Origin of the sequence: Paenibacillus sp. LS1 (genome assembly GCF_026013365.1) — a bacterium.
Classification (GTDB): Bacteria; Bacillota; Bacilli; order Paenibacillales; family Paenibacillaceae; genus Paenibacillus.
Map to the genome: position 1 here is coordinate 2000196 of NZ_JAPDOE010000001.1, position 15692 is coordinate 2015887.

Annotated in this window: 11 protein-coding genes; 1 reads left to right on the forward strand and 10 read right to left on the reverse strand. The window is 46.9% G+C overall.

Features of this window, described 5'->3' with window-relative positions:
* Window positions 1-115: 115 nt before the first annotated feature.
* The 6 genes from pstB to OM416_RS08695 all read right to left on the reverse strand — a co-directional run bounded on the left by pstB (window position 116) and on the right by OM416_RS08695 (window position 6422).
* Window positions 116-871 carry a phosphate ABC transporter ATP-binding protein PstB gene (gene pstB / locus OM416_RS08670; protein ID WP_264928498.1) on the reverse strand — a complete coding sequence of 252 codons (756 nt, stop codon included), beginning with the start codon at window positions 869-871 and terminating at the stop codon, window positions 116-118.
* 101 nt (window positions 872-972) lie between these two features.
* Window positions 973-1884, reverse strand: a complete 912-nt coding sequence (gene pstA / locus OM416_RS08675) for a phosphate ABC transporter permease PstA (protein ID WP_169481929.1) — start codon at window positions 1882-1884, stop codon at window positions 973-975.
* Window positions 1881-2849, reverse strand: a complete 969-nt coding sequence (pstC, locus tag OM416_RS08680; protein ID WP_264928502.1) for a phosphate ABC transporter permease subunit PstC — start codon at window positions 2847-2849, stop codon at window positions 1881-1883. Before pstC ends, pstA begins: the two co-directional genes overlap by 4 nt.
* Before the next feature lie 105 nt (window positions 2850-2954).
* Complete coding sequence (locus OM416_RS08685) at window positions 2955-3818, reverse strand: phosphate ABC transporter substrate-binding protein (protein WP_264928504.1); 864 nt, start codon at window positions 3816-3818, stop codon at window positions 2955-2957.
* A 72-nt stretch (window positions 3819-3890) separates the two neighbouring features.
* The gene (locus OM416_RS08690) at window positions 3891-5291 is read right to left on the reverse strand and encodes a stalk domain-containing protein (RefSeq protein WP_264928506.1); all 1401 of its coding nucleotides are present in this window, start codon (window positions 5289-5291) and stop codon (window positions 3891-3893) included.
* A 303-nt stretch (window positions 5292-5594) separates the two neighbouring features.
* Window positions 5595-6422 (reverse strand): sugar phosphate isomerase/epimerase family protein, encoded by an 828-nt coding sequence (locus OM416_RS08695; protein ID WP_264928509.1) that lies wholly within the window; start codon window positions 6420-6422, stop codon window positions 5595-5597.
* Between the two features lie 217 nt (window positions 6423-6639).
* On the opposite strand from OM416_RS08695, the gene OM416_RS08700 reads away from it, so the two are divergent.
* Window positions 6640-7356 (forward strand): DUF6199 family natural product biosynthesis protein, encoded by a 717-nt coding sequence (locus OM416_RS08700; RefSeq protein WP_264928511.1) that lies wholly within the window; start codon window positions 6640-6642, stop codon window positions 7354-7356.
* Window positions 7357-7434: 78 nt separating this feature from the next.
* Here the strand turns inward: OM416_RS08700 and OM416_RS08705 are convergent, their stop codons facing one another.
* The 4 genes from OM416_RS08705 to OM416_RS08720 all read right to left on the reverse strand — a co-directional run bounded on the left by OM416_RS08705 (window position 7435) and on the right by OM416_RS08720 (window position 15604).
* Window positions 7435-8574: a response regulator gene (locus tag OM416_RS08705; protein ID WP_264928513.1), complete on the reverse strand. Its 1140-nt coding sequence runs from the start codon at window positions 8572-8574 to the stop codon at window positions 7435-7437.
* 22 nt (window positions 8575-8596) lie between these two features.
* Window positions 8597-11623 carry a histidine kinase gene (locus tag OM416_RS08710; RefSeq protein WP_264928515.1) on the reverse strand — a complete coding sequence of 1009 codons (3027 nt, stop codon included), beginning with the start codon at window positions 11621-11623 and terminating at the stop codon, window positions 8597-8599.
* A gap of 147 nt (window positions 11624-11770) precedes the next feature.
* Window positions 11771-14083 (reverse strand): S-layer homology domain-containing protein, encoded by a 2313-nt coding sequence (locus OM416_RS08715; protein ID WP_264928517.1) that lies wholly within the window; start codon window positions 14081-14083, stop codon window positions 11771-11773.
* A 15-nt stretch (window positions 14084-14098) separates the two neighbouring features.
* The gene (locus OM416_RS08720; protein WP_264928519.1) at window positions 14099-15604 is read right to left on the reverse strand and encodes a dockerin type I domain-containing protein; all 1506 of its coding nucleotides are present in this window, start codon (window positions 15602-15604) and stop codon (window positions 14099-14101) included.
* Window positions 15605-15692 lie beyond the last annotated feature (88 nt).

Sequence of the window (15692 nt, forward strand, 5' to 3'; positions counted from 1 at the left end):
GGCGATGAAACGATCCAGTTTCTTATCACCCCATCTGGATATACGGTCATAAAAAGATTAAAAGTCTTTCAGATCAGATCTGAAAGACTTTCCACATTTCTCAATTAATAAACAATCAACCAAACCGACCACTAATATAATCCTGCGTACGCACATCAACAGGCTCGGCGAACATGCTCTGGGTAGGGGAATACTCCACGACCTCCCCATTTAGGAAGAACACGGTCTGCTGGGATACACGAGCGGCTTGCTGCATGTTATGCGTAACCATCACGATGGTATAACGCTCCTTCAATTCATGCGTCAGCTCCTCAATCTTGAAGGTGGAGACGGGATCAAGCGAGGCGGTTGCCTCATCCATCAACAGAATATCGGGCTCCACTGCCAGTGCTCGTGCGATGCAAAGGCGTTGCTGCTGACCTCCGGATAGGCTCAACGCGGAGCGCTTCAGATTGTCTTTGACCTCATCCCACAGGACAGCAGATCGCAGGCTCTGCTCTACAATCTCATCCAGCTTTTTCTTGCCATGAATACCGTGCTGTTTGGGACCGAAGGCCACATTGTCGTAGATGGATTTTGGAAAAGGGTTCGGTTGCTGGAAGACCATGCCGATTTTCTTGCGAAGGGTCTCCACATGAACTTCACCACTGTAGATGTCGGTTCCCCCTACGGCCACTTTTCCCTCAATACGTGTGCCGGGTATCCGGTCATTCATTCGATTCAGTGTACGCAGCAGGGTCGATTTGCCACAACCCGATGGTCCGATAAACGCAGTAATTGCACGCTCAGGAATTTCAATGGACACATCCTTCAGCGCTTGAAACTGACCATAATACAAATTCAATTTGTTGATCTCAATGATAGGTTGCACAAGGTGCCCTCCCGGGTTGAAATGGAATGATTTGCGGATTCAGCTTAAACAGTTAGCGTTATTATTCCTAGACGATACCGAGTTAAGGTATCCTCTCTTCATCACGCTTGATTTTTACGTGCATTCAGCCACAAGGGCACTCGGAACAGAACATTAATGAGCAACGCCACAAAGATCAGCACCGCTGTGGTTTTCTGCGCAATTTCCTCGGCATCCGGCACAATGGCTTCCGATTGAATGTACCAGAGATGTACCGCAAGGGTTCCTCCCGGCGATAGCAAATTAAAGTCCCACATTTCGCCCGAGGTAGACACCCCAGCGGTCAGAATAATGACAGCACTCTCACCGAATGCCCGGCCTGCCGTCAGGCAAATGCCTGTCATGATCCCGTTGATAGCCACCGGCAACAACACTTGGCGGATCGTCTGAAGATGCGTTGAGCCCAGCGCGAACGATCCATTGCGAAGCTCCACCGGAACTGCCCTAACGGATTCCTCCGTTACCCTGGTAAGCACAGGCAGGTTCAGGAAAGCAAGGCTGACGGCTGCGCCCAGAATGGTAAGACCAATTTCAAAAAACTCCACAAACAAGGCAATACCGAACAATCCAAAGATGATGGATGGCACAGATGACAATCCCTCCACGCAAATACGAACGGTCTCAATCAGCTTATTATTTGGTGCAAACTCTGCCAGATATATGCCTGCCGCCATACCAATAGGAATGGAGATGAGCAGGGACAGAATCAACACATAGAACGAGTTGAACAGCGCCGGGCCAATCCCTCCCCCTTCTTCAATCTCACTAGGAACACCGTAGAGGAAATCCCAGCTTAGCAGAGGCAATCCTTTGTTCAGCAGCAAAAATAACAGTCCAACGATAAACAAAATGACGACAATACCGACACCCCATACCATGCCTGTAAAGAGTCGATCCATCACCATCGATGAACTTCTCCGTTTGCCAAAAGAATAAGACGGGACGGCAGCATTCGCCTGCTTCTTCACACTCATACGTTTCGGTCCCCTCTCTTCTGAAGCAATCTTACGATAACGATCATCAGGATCGAAATCGCGAGCAGGATAAAGCCCATCATGTACAAACCATGATTCCAGGTAGAATCGAATTCGACGCTTGAGATTTGCATAACAATATTACTGGTTAGCACAGCTGTTGGCGTGAACAGACTATTCGCGAGCTGCGCTGTATTACCAATGACCATCACCACCGCCATCGTCTCTCCGATCGCACGAGTCATCCCGAGAATGACGGCATACATGATTCCGCCTTTTGCAGCAGGTAAAACAACACGAGTCACGGTCTGGAATCGGTTCGTACCGAGCGCATAGGCAGCATCACGGTATTTGTTCGGCACAGCAGATATGGCATCATCACTGATCCGGCTAATCGTGGGAAGTACCATAATGGTCAATACAATCGACGCAGCGAGCAATCCGTCAGCCAGATCACGTCCGCTAATATCCCTTAGCCAGGGGATGAGGATGGTCAGTCCCAAGAAACCGTACACCACAGAAGGAATACCCACCAGCAGATCCAATACGGGCCGCAGAATATGGCGAAGCCACTTGGGTGTCATTTCGGCCAGAAACACGGCAATGATGACAGAGAGTGGAATAGCGAACAACATGGTGAGACCCGTGAGAGCCAGTGTTCCGAGGATAAAGGTCAGTGCACCATAATGTTCATTCTCCGGGTCCCAGTTGGTGGAGAAAAAGAATTCACGCAGCGATACATCCGCAAAGGTGAGAACGCCCGTACGAAGCATGAGGATTAAAATACATAAGAGAACCAGACATACAAAGATCGTGCTGCCGATGCATACCATGCGAAACAGGTTATTGGACCACCTTAGACGCGCTTTACGGTTAAACCGCGTACCCGATTCAGCGGCCTTACCAAGGCTCGTACCAAGCTCACTCGGGGCAGGGCTGTTCGGGGATGGATTCAAATCGATCATGAAGTGCTCTTCCTTTCACATAGAGAAGCCAGCTTGCGAACGTGCGCAGAAGCTGGCTATCCCTTTTCTTATGAAATGTGAGAATGACGAACGTTTGAAGCTCCGTTATTTTACAGCAGCAAGTGGAATGAATTTCAGCTTTTTCAGGGAACCGTTCTGGAACTTGCTGCTTTGGATGTACTCAATGAACGCTTTAGTTGCACCGGTAGGTTGACCTTTGGTCATGTAATATCCGATACCCCATACTTTGTAGGTTTTGTTCAGAACGTTTTTCTCAGTTGGTGCCACACCATTGATGGATACAGCCTTCATTTTGCTAGTTACATAAGGAAGGTCAATATATCCGATCGCATTGGGTGTCGTTTCGATGGTTGTTTTCATATCACCGCTAGAGCCAACTTCTTTGTAGTTGTCACCTTTGCTCATGAAATCCTTACCGTCGAGCGCTTTTTGCTGGAAGTTGACCCGTGTACCGGAACCAAACTTACGGTTAACGACAACAATGTTGGCGTTCGCACCGCCGACCTCTTTCCAGTTGGTCACTTTGCCGGAGAAGATGTCCTGCAATTGTTTCGTGGTCAGGCTGCTTACACCCACATTTGTGTTAACAACAGCCGTGAATACCGTCACCGCTACCGGATTCGCTACCATTCCATCAAATTTCTTGAAGCCAGGTACATCCTTGGATGCGTCCCAGTCCACAGCACCGATGTCAGCAATCCCTTTACGCACGGATTGAGGACCTGTGATGGAACCTGCTGCGGAAGCCGAGATTTTGACTTTTGGATTATCTTTCTTGAATTCACTTGCAGCCTGAAGAGTCAGTGGAAGCAATGCCGAGGAACCGTTGATGACAATTTTACCTTTCTCTGTGCTCTTGGCAGCGGATGCCGTCGTTGCTCCTCCAAGTCCACCAATTAGGGATACAGCCATGAGCATTGCCGTGAAGGGTTTGATCCATTTTTTCATTTTTATAAACTCCTCTCGAATTATAAAATAGTTAATTATGATTTTGTGCTTATCACTCTTGGATCAAAAAAATTACTTCGTAACGGCTCTCCAGCTGCCACCCGCTTGAACCAGAACTCGGCCATTCTCAATTACAGCCAATTGTGATCCGGCAACGGTAATGGAAGATACATCGGAAGATACGGTATACAGTTTGGTTTGTTTTCCTGTCACCGTGTCAATGGAAATAATGACGCTATTGCTGTCATCTTGCGCAGCCAGTACGTACAAGACGCCATCCGACAGAATCGCTTGCTCTACATCGTGAACGCCATACACCGTTGTTGCCTCCTGGGATGAATCCACAGATTGCAGCGAAGCATTGCTGTCCTCGGACGGTACACTTACGTAGTAGGCTTTCTGCCCGTCAACGGACCATACAAACACTTTGTCATCGGTTGAAGTCGTTAATTGCACCGCTTCAGGTTTTGATATTCCGTTGTTATACGAAAATATTTGCTGTTGATTGGCTGAAAAGTCGATAGACACGTTGTCTTCATCTACATTGGTTGCATCGGAGGTTACCTTACCCAGTGTCGTTACCGTGTAGATGAATCTTTTGCCGTCCGCAGACACATTCAGGTTTTCTTTGTAATCCACTTTGTCTTCAACCAGCTTCTTAATTGCACCATCAGCCAGGTTCAGACTCGCAATGACCGACCCTTTATCTCCTTGCAGGAAATAAATTGTGCTTCCGTCCGCAGACCATACCAATTCCGGTTTGATGCTCGTGTCACTTGTAATCAATTTCGAAGCCTTTGTCTTCAGATCGATAACGTAGACGGCTCCATCCGCATTGGTATACGCCGCTTGATTGCCACTCGGGGAAACGATAAGATCCGATCCGCCATCTGTTGTTAACAACAAATCGTATTTACCACTCGTGGTATTCACGAGATAATCGGTTCGGCCATTGTCATCACTCTTGGAAACGATCAGCTTGTCTGTTCCGGCAAAACGAGGATTTTCCGCACCTTCGAGCAATGCTACCGTGCTAACTTCAAGCAGTCCACTTCTCTTGACGATTGTGCCACCAACGCTGGATACCAATGGTCGAAGCGCAACGTAGCTTGTACCCCCAATGATCGTAACCGGTTGATTCAAATTCACTTTGTTGCCATCCACCAGAAGTTGTTTCGCGTTGTTCTGGAGTGTCACCGTGTGACCATTTAGCTTGATCACCGTCGTTCCACTATGTACTTCCGCTTGTGCGCCAATAGCCTTGATCACATCACGGAGCGACACAAGGGTCTCACCATTCTTCACGATGGAGCGAACGACGACGCTGTTTCCGTTTATTGTAAGCGTGGAGTTTTGCACCTGAGCTGTACTAGCTGCAGGTTTCACTGCAGGAGCAGCTGATACTGCACTGACCACAGAAGTTGTTAACACTGTGGCTACCATGGACACTACTAACACCTTTTTCATTGACATTGGCTTTGGTCACCCTTCTTTTCTCCATATAATTTGCCTTGTTTTGTCATGCCCTGTTGTCTGGTATTCTGCATGTATCATCAATATGAGAGCTTGTCCGTCTCATCCCCCTTAGCTTCCACGTTCATAGTAAAAATGACCTATCACGTTTGTAATTATAGGAGCGAATTGTAAACGGGAAATCTTGGATTTGTTAACGAATTGTCAATGTTTTCATATCAACACATTCATATGATTAAACACAACAAAATGACCCATACACAATGTATGGGCCCTTGCGGTCATTATATGTTTTCTCACACATTATACTGTGGCAAACACCTGATCAAACCCAGCCTTCGACTTGGCAAATAGTTCATTCGTACCAAGATTCGATGCTGGTGCCAAAACTTCCTGAGCCACCACACCATTGTAGCCAATCGTCTGCAGATTTCTCAGAAATCCACCCAGATCAATGACCCCTTCGCCGGGATACAAACGCTCATAATCCAGTAATTCTTCCACAGGCAGATCATAGGCATCATTGATATGCACATGAACAACCTGTTCTTTCTTCAGCTTTAACAGATCTTCCATCGGTAGACCATTCGTATGCCAGTGATAGGAATCTACGAGCAGGCCAACATTTGGCGCATGGATCGTCTCGATCCAGTCCAGCGTATCCTCCACACGCCAGATAAACGGATTTTTCCATTGCGTCCGCAAATGATGGCATCCCACAAACTCCAGCCCTAACTTAATCCCGTAAGCATCCAAGATATCTGCGCAGAGTCTCAAGCGTTTCGTAGCCGCCGCCATAAATTGCGCTGCCGGTTGATCCGTTGAGGGTAAAATATACGTGCAACAGCTGTAACAGTCCAGCGAAGCAGAAGCTTCTGCCATAGCGACCAACGATTGCAATCCCTCACGAAACTGCTCGTCTGTCGTCCGCCACTCTACCGTCAGACCCGATGAACCGATGATCACCTGATTGCTTTCCAGCAGATGTTTCGCCCGTTCTTTACCATACGTTTGAATCAATGAGAGCGGATTCAAATCTACAGATCCGAATCCGTGCTTGGCCGCATCTATGATATATTGTTCATCAGACTCGATGTTGCCCAGTCCCGCATTCGTTAACCCTCTTATCATCCCAATCTCCTCCTGTGACTCTTCTGGAATTGCAGATTGTCCAACACTTTCTCGTCCCCTTAACCAACACTCTGGCTTGAACAGGGCATAATTTTATAATAACAGGACTCTCTCAAAAAGAAACCATAATGTCCCATTCTTGAAAACACTAGAGCACGCCTCTGCAACTTTTGTCCAACTTTCACGTATTAAAATCAACATCTAATTAAGGAAGGGATTGGTAATCTTAAAAATGAACTCCATACCCAAAAAACATGTCCCTACCCTAATTTTTCTGGTATGCGTTGTCGTCGTGTCCTTACTTGTCGGGATATTATCCAGACCCTATTTTACGGAGTCCATATTCTATGTAGATCAGCATAAATACACTTACGATCACGAGCAAGGTAATCAAATTACGTATAAGAGCAGTACAGCAGACCCAATTCAGGTCACCGTCAATCAGCAGAAGCGTACGGTCAGCATCGATCAGCAGAACTATGTCATTACCCAAATCTCATCTACACCTATTGCAACATATAACGTGTCTTATGCTGACGGTCGCAAATATACCGTTGAACAACAATCCGAGCAATTATTAAGCTACGATGAACAAGGAAATATGCTCTCTCCGGTCAACATGTACATCGATGGTCAAAGAGTCATTGAAGATCACGAAGAGTACTATAATCCAGCTGCGCTCGTAACTGTTGCATATCCAGAATATCATCACACGCCAGGTACACCTGTTCTCCTATTCATCGCGCTTGCCGGACTCATCTATGGATGGTGCAGCTTCTATTATCCAAGGTTTCAGAAGTTTCAATTCCTGCTCTCCCTCCGCTGGATATGGTTAAAAGATCCCGAACCTAGCGAATTTTATTACGCAATGAGCAAAATTGGAGGTATAGCCTGCATGATCGTAGCGATCTGGGGCGCGTTTCAGGCATTCTGAATCCGTTGAAGAAAGAGGCAGTTCACGCCGAATAGCACTGCGAGTCACATTACGACTCGCAGTGCTATCTTTTGATTTTCAATCAGGAAACCTAATCTGTTCATACAGCTGCCTCGTAACGGTAGAGGGCTGAATATGAAGTTCAGCCAATCTCTCTACCAAATTTCGATAAATGCGCAGCACATGATCGTGCTTACCCATCAACAAATAGGCTTGCATGGCACTGCGATAGGCTTCCTCCTCATACGGCGATTGACTGATCGCACGTTCTGCTGCCTCGACAGCTTTTTTACCATTGTTGTGGGCGAGATATGTTCCAGATAGTGTGATTATACATTCCAGTGCAAAATTCTCTAATCGATGGCTTAACCCCGACACCCAGGCGTAATCTTCCTGAGGCAGCAGTTCGCCTTTGTACCCGTGCAGGGCTTGCTCCATATGAGCTATCTCGATATTTTCCGGTTGCTGCATCAAGAACGAAAAGGCCAGAAAATCATATACATCTGCCTTAATTCGTTTCCTGTCGAGCATATATTGCTCATTCTTATAGCTTAGCAGCTGCTCAATTCCCAGATTCCTCAGATTTTTTCTTAATAGACTCACGCATGTATGCAAATAGATCTTGGCTTTCTCATACGTTTCATCCGGCCACAACTCTTCGATAATCCGGTCCCGGTGAACAGCGCTCGTTACTGGATTATCCAACAGCAAGAAAGCAAACAACTCTTTCTCCTTGGCTGTGCGCCACATCAGATTTTCTCCGTTTGCTCGTGCGACGCGAAAGGATCCAAGTACCTCCACGATTAGCTCATCCTGATTAGTCATGCCATCCAGATGACTCTGTCGTGTGCTTGGTCTCTTCTCCTTGTTCAGCCGTTCAATTGTTCGGGACAAGCGCTCCATTTCAATCGGTTTGAGCAAATAATCCAGCGCCTCATGTTCGAAGGCAGAAACGGCATACTGATCATAAGCTGTAGTGAACACAATAACCGCATCAGGATCTACCTCATGGATGTTGGCAGCGAGCTCCAGTCCATTCATTCCGGGCATCTCAATATCAAGAAACCAGATATCAGGTCGTATGTTCCTGAGGGCATCAAGCGCCTCGAATCCATTAATTGAACGCCCGATTACGTTCACTTTATCCGTTCGATTCAGAAACAACTCTAACATATTCAGAGCATGGAGCTCATCATCGACCAAATACGCTTGCAGCACATTCTCTTCTCCTCTCGCCCCATTATTGAAATGGAAATACAATCGTTACCTTTGTCCCTGTCCCCTGCTCACTCCATATGATTGGCGTCTGTCCATTCAGAAGCTTGAGCCGTCGTTGTACGTTTTGAAGACCGATTCCCTGCTCCGCAGTATTTCGATCCCATATCATCTCGACCTGCTCGGCCGACATGCCAATGCCATCATCCTCAACAATAACCTCCACCATATCCTCATATCGTTGGATGGTTAGTTGAACGGTTCCCCCACTCACCTTTTTGGATACACCATGCCTGATCGCATTTTCCACTAATGGCTCGATTAATAGGGGCATGACCTTACAGGAATATAGCGACTGATCCACATCTAGTTTAATCTGGAGTCTTGAACCGAAACGTTCTTGTTCAATCTCCGCATAAGCCTGAATAAGCTCCATCTCCTTCCGAAGTGGAATCGTCTCCTCGGTATTATCCAGCTGAAAGAGAATACGCAAGTATCGGCTAAAGCTGCCCAGCAGTTCACCTGCCCTTGGGCCGTCTGTGAAACACAGGGACATAATCGTGCCGAGGGCATTATACAGAAAATGCGGTTTGATCTGTGAACGTAAAAACGCCATTTCATTATTCGCTGCTTCCTTAACCAGCCGTTTCATGCCAAGCATCGTATGCACACGCACGAGAATTTCTCCTGCATCCAGCGGACGTGTGATGAAATCATTGCCGCCAGAGGAAATACAGGCTTCAATATCGGCAGGTGTACTACGCATATTAATAAACAATACAGGCAGCTCAACCTGACTAAATTGTTCTCGAATCTGTCTGCACAGTTCATAACCAGTGATGGATGGAAGCAGAGCATCCACGATCACCAGATCCGGCAATCGGCCACTTGCCAGCGTGGATTGTACCTTGAGATCCGAGTTCGCAAAGCACACCTGAAACCCCTCCATGGAAAGCAATGTATCCAGATGCTCCATATCCACGAGATCGGTTGTCGCGATCAGGATTGTAGCCGTATTGGCATTTAAGCGTTCCGTATGCTCGAAACTCCCTTCCATCCGCAATGCAGCAGTCTCTGCAGCAACATCCATCTCGATAACTCCTGCTGAGGGAAGCACCATTTCTATCCATTCCGATGCATCATTGATCGTAAGCTCTCCCCCCATCATGCGGATCAGCTCTGACGCAATAGACAAACCTGCTGAGACATTGTCCGGCTTAGGGGGAACATGTTTCTCTTCTCCTTTTAATGGATCATGTACCTGAGACTGCACTTCAAATCGGAGCCTGATTCGTACATGCTCTTGATCACGCTCACACTCAAATATCAATTCCCTGTGACTATGCTGACCAATCATATGGTAGACGAGGTTATATAACACTTGCAGCAGCCGATTTTCATCCGCAATGATATACCGGGCTTCGGGCGCCATCCTGTGGATCACGAGAATGCCTTTTCCAGTCGCCAGGAAGCCAAGAACCTCTGTAACTAACGAAAGACAAGAGACAAGATCTACCGTACCTACCGCAACCTTCATTTTGCCGTCTTTAAATCGGGACATATCAATCAAGTCATTCACAAGATTGGACATCCGATACGCTGTGTTACGTATGACCTGAAGTTTTTGTCGTACTTCACTCTCATTTGCACGTCGCATAGACGTTCCAAGCAACGAACGTGACAGATGAATAATGCTGTGAAGTGGTGAGTTCAGCTCATGTGAGGTTAATAGCAAAAACTCATCTTTAACTCGGTCAGTTAATTGAAGCTGACGGGTAAGCCGCTGCATGGAATCATAGGCTCTCACATATTGATAGATCAGCAGCGCGGTAAAGGCTGCAAGCATGAACAACACTGTACCATTCAGCCAGATTTGGCTTATTGGATTCCAGATGACCCAAATAGCCAGCACATGGTTAACCACCATAATCCAGATGCATGTCAGGAGCAATTGAAACTGTGATCTCGTTTTACTTCCGTATCTTCGCATGACGTATTCTCGCATGATGATGATAAAGGATACTGCATACGTTAACAGGTTAACCATGTACATGATATCCTGCAGGTATGAATAGACGCGAAACGGAGTAACTATAATCAGAATCAGATATAAAGTCAGCACGAGGCTTAATCCCTGAAGCCATTTCCATGAGGGCTTTCTTGCAACAAGTCTTAGCACAATCATGCTTACAATTACGGGAACACCGTACACGGCAACATTTTTCAGCTTGAAGGCTAATTCGAAAGGCATCTCGGGAAATAACTGCAATAACAGACGTTCTCCATTGGTGATAACCATCAGAGCATAACCCAGAAAGAACAGAACGTATAACAGTTGAACTGCATCCCGATGCAAACGCATGTACAGGTATAAAAATAACAGACCAAAGATCAACAAAATACCGATAATCAATAACTCCAGACCTGATTGAATGATCGTTCTTGCCTCAATCCGTTTGGCCTGCCCCAGTTCAATGGAGCTGTAAATGCCACCACTGCGAAAATCAAAATTGGCCACTTGCAGCACAATTTCCAGTTCTGTATTTTCGGCTTGAAAATACACGGTATAGGGCTCATTACGCGGCTGATAAACCTCTGTTGAGATGCCTGGCAAACCGGAGCGACCCATGAGCTTCCCATCCACATAAAGCGTATCAGAGAACCGGACATAGCGTTTGGATAGCCCCATCTGCTCATCTTGGGGTATGTTTCGGACAATCAGCCGGTATGTCCCGTATCCTTTGCCACTCATAGGATAACCGTTATTGATCTGCTCATCTTCCCAATTCCCCGGCACGGTCATTAGAACAGGTCTAGTTATCGTCTGATCAATCTGTTCGGGAGATAGCAACTGCTCCGGATAAAACTCCCACTCCCCGTCCAGTGGTACAATCGAGGTACCCAGTCCGCTCGCGTCCCCCAAATCCAAAATTCCATGCTTCGCCACAGGTACATCCTTTGCTCCAATCATTTGTAGCAACATCACCAGCACAAAAAGCAATGTCATACATCCAAGCCCTAGCAAAAAACGATCTTTCCCGATGACATCCATCTCTCCCTCTCCAATATAGCGCTATTCTCGCACTACCGACTCTACCTGTCCATCATTAAATTTCCATCCCCAATATGCCCATCCTATGCAAACAGATCCCACTGCCCCTAGTACTGTAGGGATATGTGGGATCTGTTGTATACAATTTTATTTTACAGATGCGGCTTGGATGGCACCAAATGCCCAGTGGCTACTGGATACATCCTTCCATAATCCGGATTTATTGAGGACAGGTTCACGGTTTAACAGTCTGTTCAGCAACGTAACAGCTTCCGCACGTGTCAATGCATCATTCGGACGGAACGTACTGTCACTGGACACCGTCATGATCCCTGACACAAGGACACGTTGAATTGCTTCACGTCCCCAATGCTGCGCAATATCGTTGACCTCTACTTCATCAGTTGCATGATTATCCAGAATCCGGTCCACAATTACAGCCATTTCTGCACGTGTGATCGAACGTTCCGGCATGAAGCTCCCGCTGTCATTTCCTTGCATATATCCGGCAGTGGTAGCCAGGCTAATCGATTCTCGTGCCCACTCTGCCACTGGCATGTCTGAGTAGTCCACAGGTGTGGTGTCCGTCTTGGAGGTGAAGACTCTGGACAGAAGAGCTGCCATTTCTACCCGTTTAACCGCTTGATCCGGTCTGAACGTACCATCCGCATAGCCTTGAATGTAGGCTGATGACTGGGTGCTATTCATCAGAATAATGGAAAATGTGCTGAACTTGGTGACTTCAAACTCAATCCCCGGTTGATCTGTTCCATTAAACTTAACAATCTTACCCTCAACGAGTTCCTTCGTTCCATCGCTATGTTCAATAAATACTTGCAGCTTGTCCAGTTCCTTCTGCGTCAGGTTTGTATCTCTGATTGGCAGCACAACCGTCACCGGACGACTGCTCATATTCGTCTCAATGGTCATTGGACGACCTACCAAGCGGAAGTCGGCAGTATTGGTTGATGGTTTGACTATTAATGGATCTTTCTGGATACGCTGTTCCACCTCTTCACGCCCCGCGGCATCCTTGATCGGCACAAGGTGGAAGAATATATCCGAGCCCAGTCCCTGTAAAAAATTCGCCGGAAGTTGCAGGGAAGCATTATCCGTTTCAATATACAGATTTATCTTCTCATCTGCCATCAGTGAAGTAGACTTGGCAGGCAGCTTCACGTTCAGTTCAGATACCTCATCCTTCTCATCCGGAATCATAATTCGTGCTATATTCGAACCGGCCTTCTTCAAGCTCTCAATCGCACGAGAAGTCTGCTCGGCCGTCAGATTCACTTCATCCTTTTTGCGTCCATCTGCCCCTGTTGTTCTTTCGATGATCGTTGCCGAAACAACAGCATTTGCATTCCGTTCATTGGTCACATTCACCGTAATCTTCTCGGAAGTGCTTGCTGGCGGCGATGTTGTTGACGAACCGCCGGAGGAGCCCGGATTGGATGGCGTTAATGGTGGTGTAACCGACTCACCAATGACAGTCACTTTGCCTTCATTCACCGACTTGACCATTTCGACGGCATCCGTATCGGTCACCGTAAAGTGTCCAGGCAGCGTGACGTCTTCTACCTTGAGAGCGTAATCACCTGTTGCTACGTTGGGAGCAATCACGAATTGCACGGTGAACAACTTTTGAGCCTGCTTGGAGGCAGGAATGGGGCTGGTTCCACCATTATCGTCACTCCATGCCACGATGAGCGATCCAGTGTTATTATTCGGTTTATACCTCGTATTCGGGAAATCACCTGTAACACTTTCAACTTGAAGTACTGCGGGATTGAATCTCAATCTTATGCCATAAGAGCCTACCGCCTGGTCAAGCGACGAAGCATTTACTGTAACGGTTACTTTGTCGCCTGCCTTGCCGCTGGCTGATCCAATCGCAATATTGGCGTTTCCGAGAGGTTTGACGGGTTGAACGACAGTAACTTTACCTGCTTCCCCGCTCACTATGACAGGCTGAGTATCAGCAAACAGCGCACCTGCCCTTATGCTCACACTGGAATCACCAGCAGCAGCACCATCGATAATTTTGAAATGCAGGGAGTAAAGAACTGTTGGCACATCGATAAAATCACGTGTAGTAAGCTGCGTGTTAATCGACCCGGGATCTGACACTTCAGCCAGCCAATCGATCTTTGTGTACGTTTTAGCAACGCCCTCGTTCAGAACCACTTCCACGAGCTGCAGTACGCTTGCATCATATGTGATGCGAGTATCGGCCCGATAGAAGGAAAACTCCGAGCCATTCGGATCGTAGGATACGGGGACTTCAACAATGGTGCCCGGCTCACCGGATACCGTACCTATGCGAATGACCGGATCAACACTTGCATTGGCCTGTGGAATATAGGAGAACATCATGGAAACGATAAGCAGTAGTGCAAGTATGCCCTTCCCGACATGTGTATCTCTTGCTATGAATTTATGAAAATAACCATTACTCAAGTGCTTCACCTCTCCCTATGTTAGTTGATCTATGCCCAAGTAGATGTTCATAATCCAGGCTGAATCTCTTGCATCCAGGACGCCATCTTCATTCATGTCTAACGCTTGAATCTGTTCTGGTGTCAGGGTAATCAACCCTTTGATATACTTGTTGACGAGCAATGCGTCGCCTGGCGTAATCTCGCCATCCCCATTGGCATCACCCTTGATTCGCAGATAAATGGTTACTGTCGCCGTATCAGAGAAATCGCGCCCATCCTTCGCTTGCCAGCTAAACGTTGTCTTTAGTCCCGCTTCTGCCACTTGCGGAATATACGTTAACGTACCCAGCTCTGCGACCGGAATAACCTGATTTTGCACGATGTCTATTCCATTCAATTGCATCTTGCCACTCTCCGGCAATGATGTGATGCGCACATCGGTCAACTCCTGACCATCTGCATCTGCATAATTACCGGTAAAGTCTGTTGAAGTAAAGGAGATAGGAAGACCTTTCTTGACTGTTTTGGAAAAATGGCCTACTTTGGGCTTCTCATTAGTCTCGCCTGAAAGTCCCAAAAATCGATCAAAGGTTCCGTCTGAATTGAACACGATAATTCGGTTATTAGCCGCATCCGTTATGTACAGTTGTTCATTCGGACCCATCGCAATCGCGTCCGGATCATCAATCGGATACTCTGCACTGGTACTTAACCACTTCTCCAGAACAGGAGGAGAACTATAGGACGCACCGGCGTAACTGGCCCGTTGAATTTCTGTGTCGTTCACGACAACATAGAGATATTTACGATTAACATCCACAGCTAACTCTCCAAAAGTGTCTGATGCATTCGACAGGATAGCTATGCCATTCAACATAATGAATCCCTTTCCGCTATACCAGGCTTCACCATTATCTCCACGCTCTATCCCAACGTTCCCCAGGAGTCCCCCAGTGCTACCACTGCCATAACCCATGCCATCCAAGTAAATATTTCCGAGAATGGTTTGCAATTCGGGTGAACTACTAAATTTCCTATAGGCGTCGTGATACACATACAAGACTTCTTTGCCATTGCTCTTGGCTATTGCCATACTTTTGATGTCCATTTTTGGTGTAACCCCTGAGATTTGTTGAAAGTCAAATTTAGATATCAAACCCGTAATCTCAGAATGAATGGTTCCATCGGGATTAAAAATGTGCACCTTGGCATTTTCTCCCGACTCTCCAGCATAGATCAGTCCATTTTCCTGTACGGTAACAGCATTCGGATGATTGACCTCCATCGTTGACAGCACTTTCCCATCAGCGGTAGCCCGAATCACACGATTGTTGCCACTATCCGCAATGACCATTTCGGTTTCCCCACCCGTGGTCTTGTAGAACTCGATATCTTTCGGTTGATTTAGTGAAAAAGGAATTGTAGCGGCATATGCCGCATGAGAGGGTGCGATCACTGTAGCTAACAACATCATTACAGAAGTTAACATCGCCCACCATATCGTCCTCTTTGACGCTCTCTTTCCTGTTTGTAATTTCAAATGATCTCCTCCTTAACATCTCTATGTACGTTCTGTCCTACTATAGCAATCCGCTCTTAACAATCACTTAACACCACGAAAAGGGAGA

Excerpts from the sequence above, each read along its gene's own strand:
- pstA (WP_169481929.1), bottom strand. The coding sequence starts at position 1,884 with ATGAGTGTGAAGAAGCAGGCGAATGCTGCCGTCCCGTCTTATTCTTTT.
- pstC (WP_264928502.1), bottom strand. The coding sequence starts at position 2,849 with ATGATCGATTTGAATCCATCCCCGAACAGCCCTGCCCCGAGTGAGCTT.
- OM416_RS08685 (WP_264928504.1), bottom strand. The coding sequence starts at position 3,818 with ATGAAAAAATGGATCAAACCCTTCACGGCAATGCTCATGGCTGTATCC.
- OM416_RS08690 (WP_264928506.1), bottom strand. The coding sequence starts at position 5,291 with ATGTCAATGAAAAAGGTGTTAGTAGTGTCCATGGTAGCCACAGTGTTA.
- OM416_RS08695 (WP_264928509.1), bottom strand. The coding sequence starts at position 6,422 with ATGATAAGAGGGTTAACGAATGCGGGACTGGGCAACATCGAGTCTGAT.
- OM416_RS08710 (WP_264928515.1), bottom strand. The coding sequence starts at position 11,623 with ATGGATGTCATCGGGAAAGATCGTTTTTTGCTAGGGCTTGGATGTATG.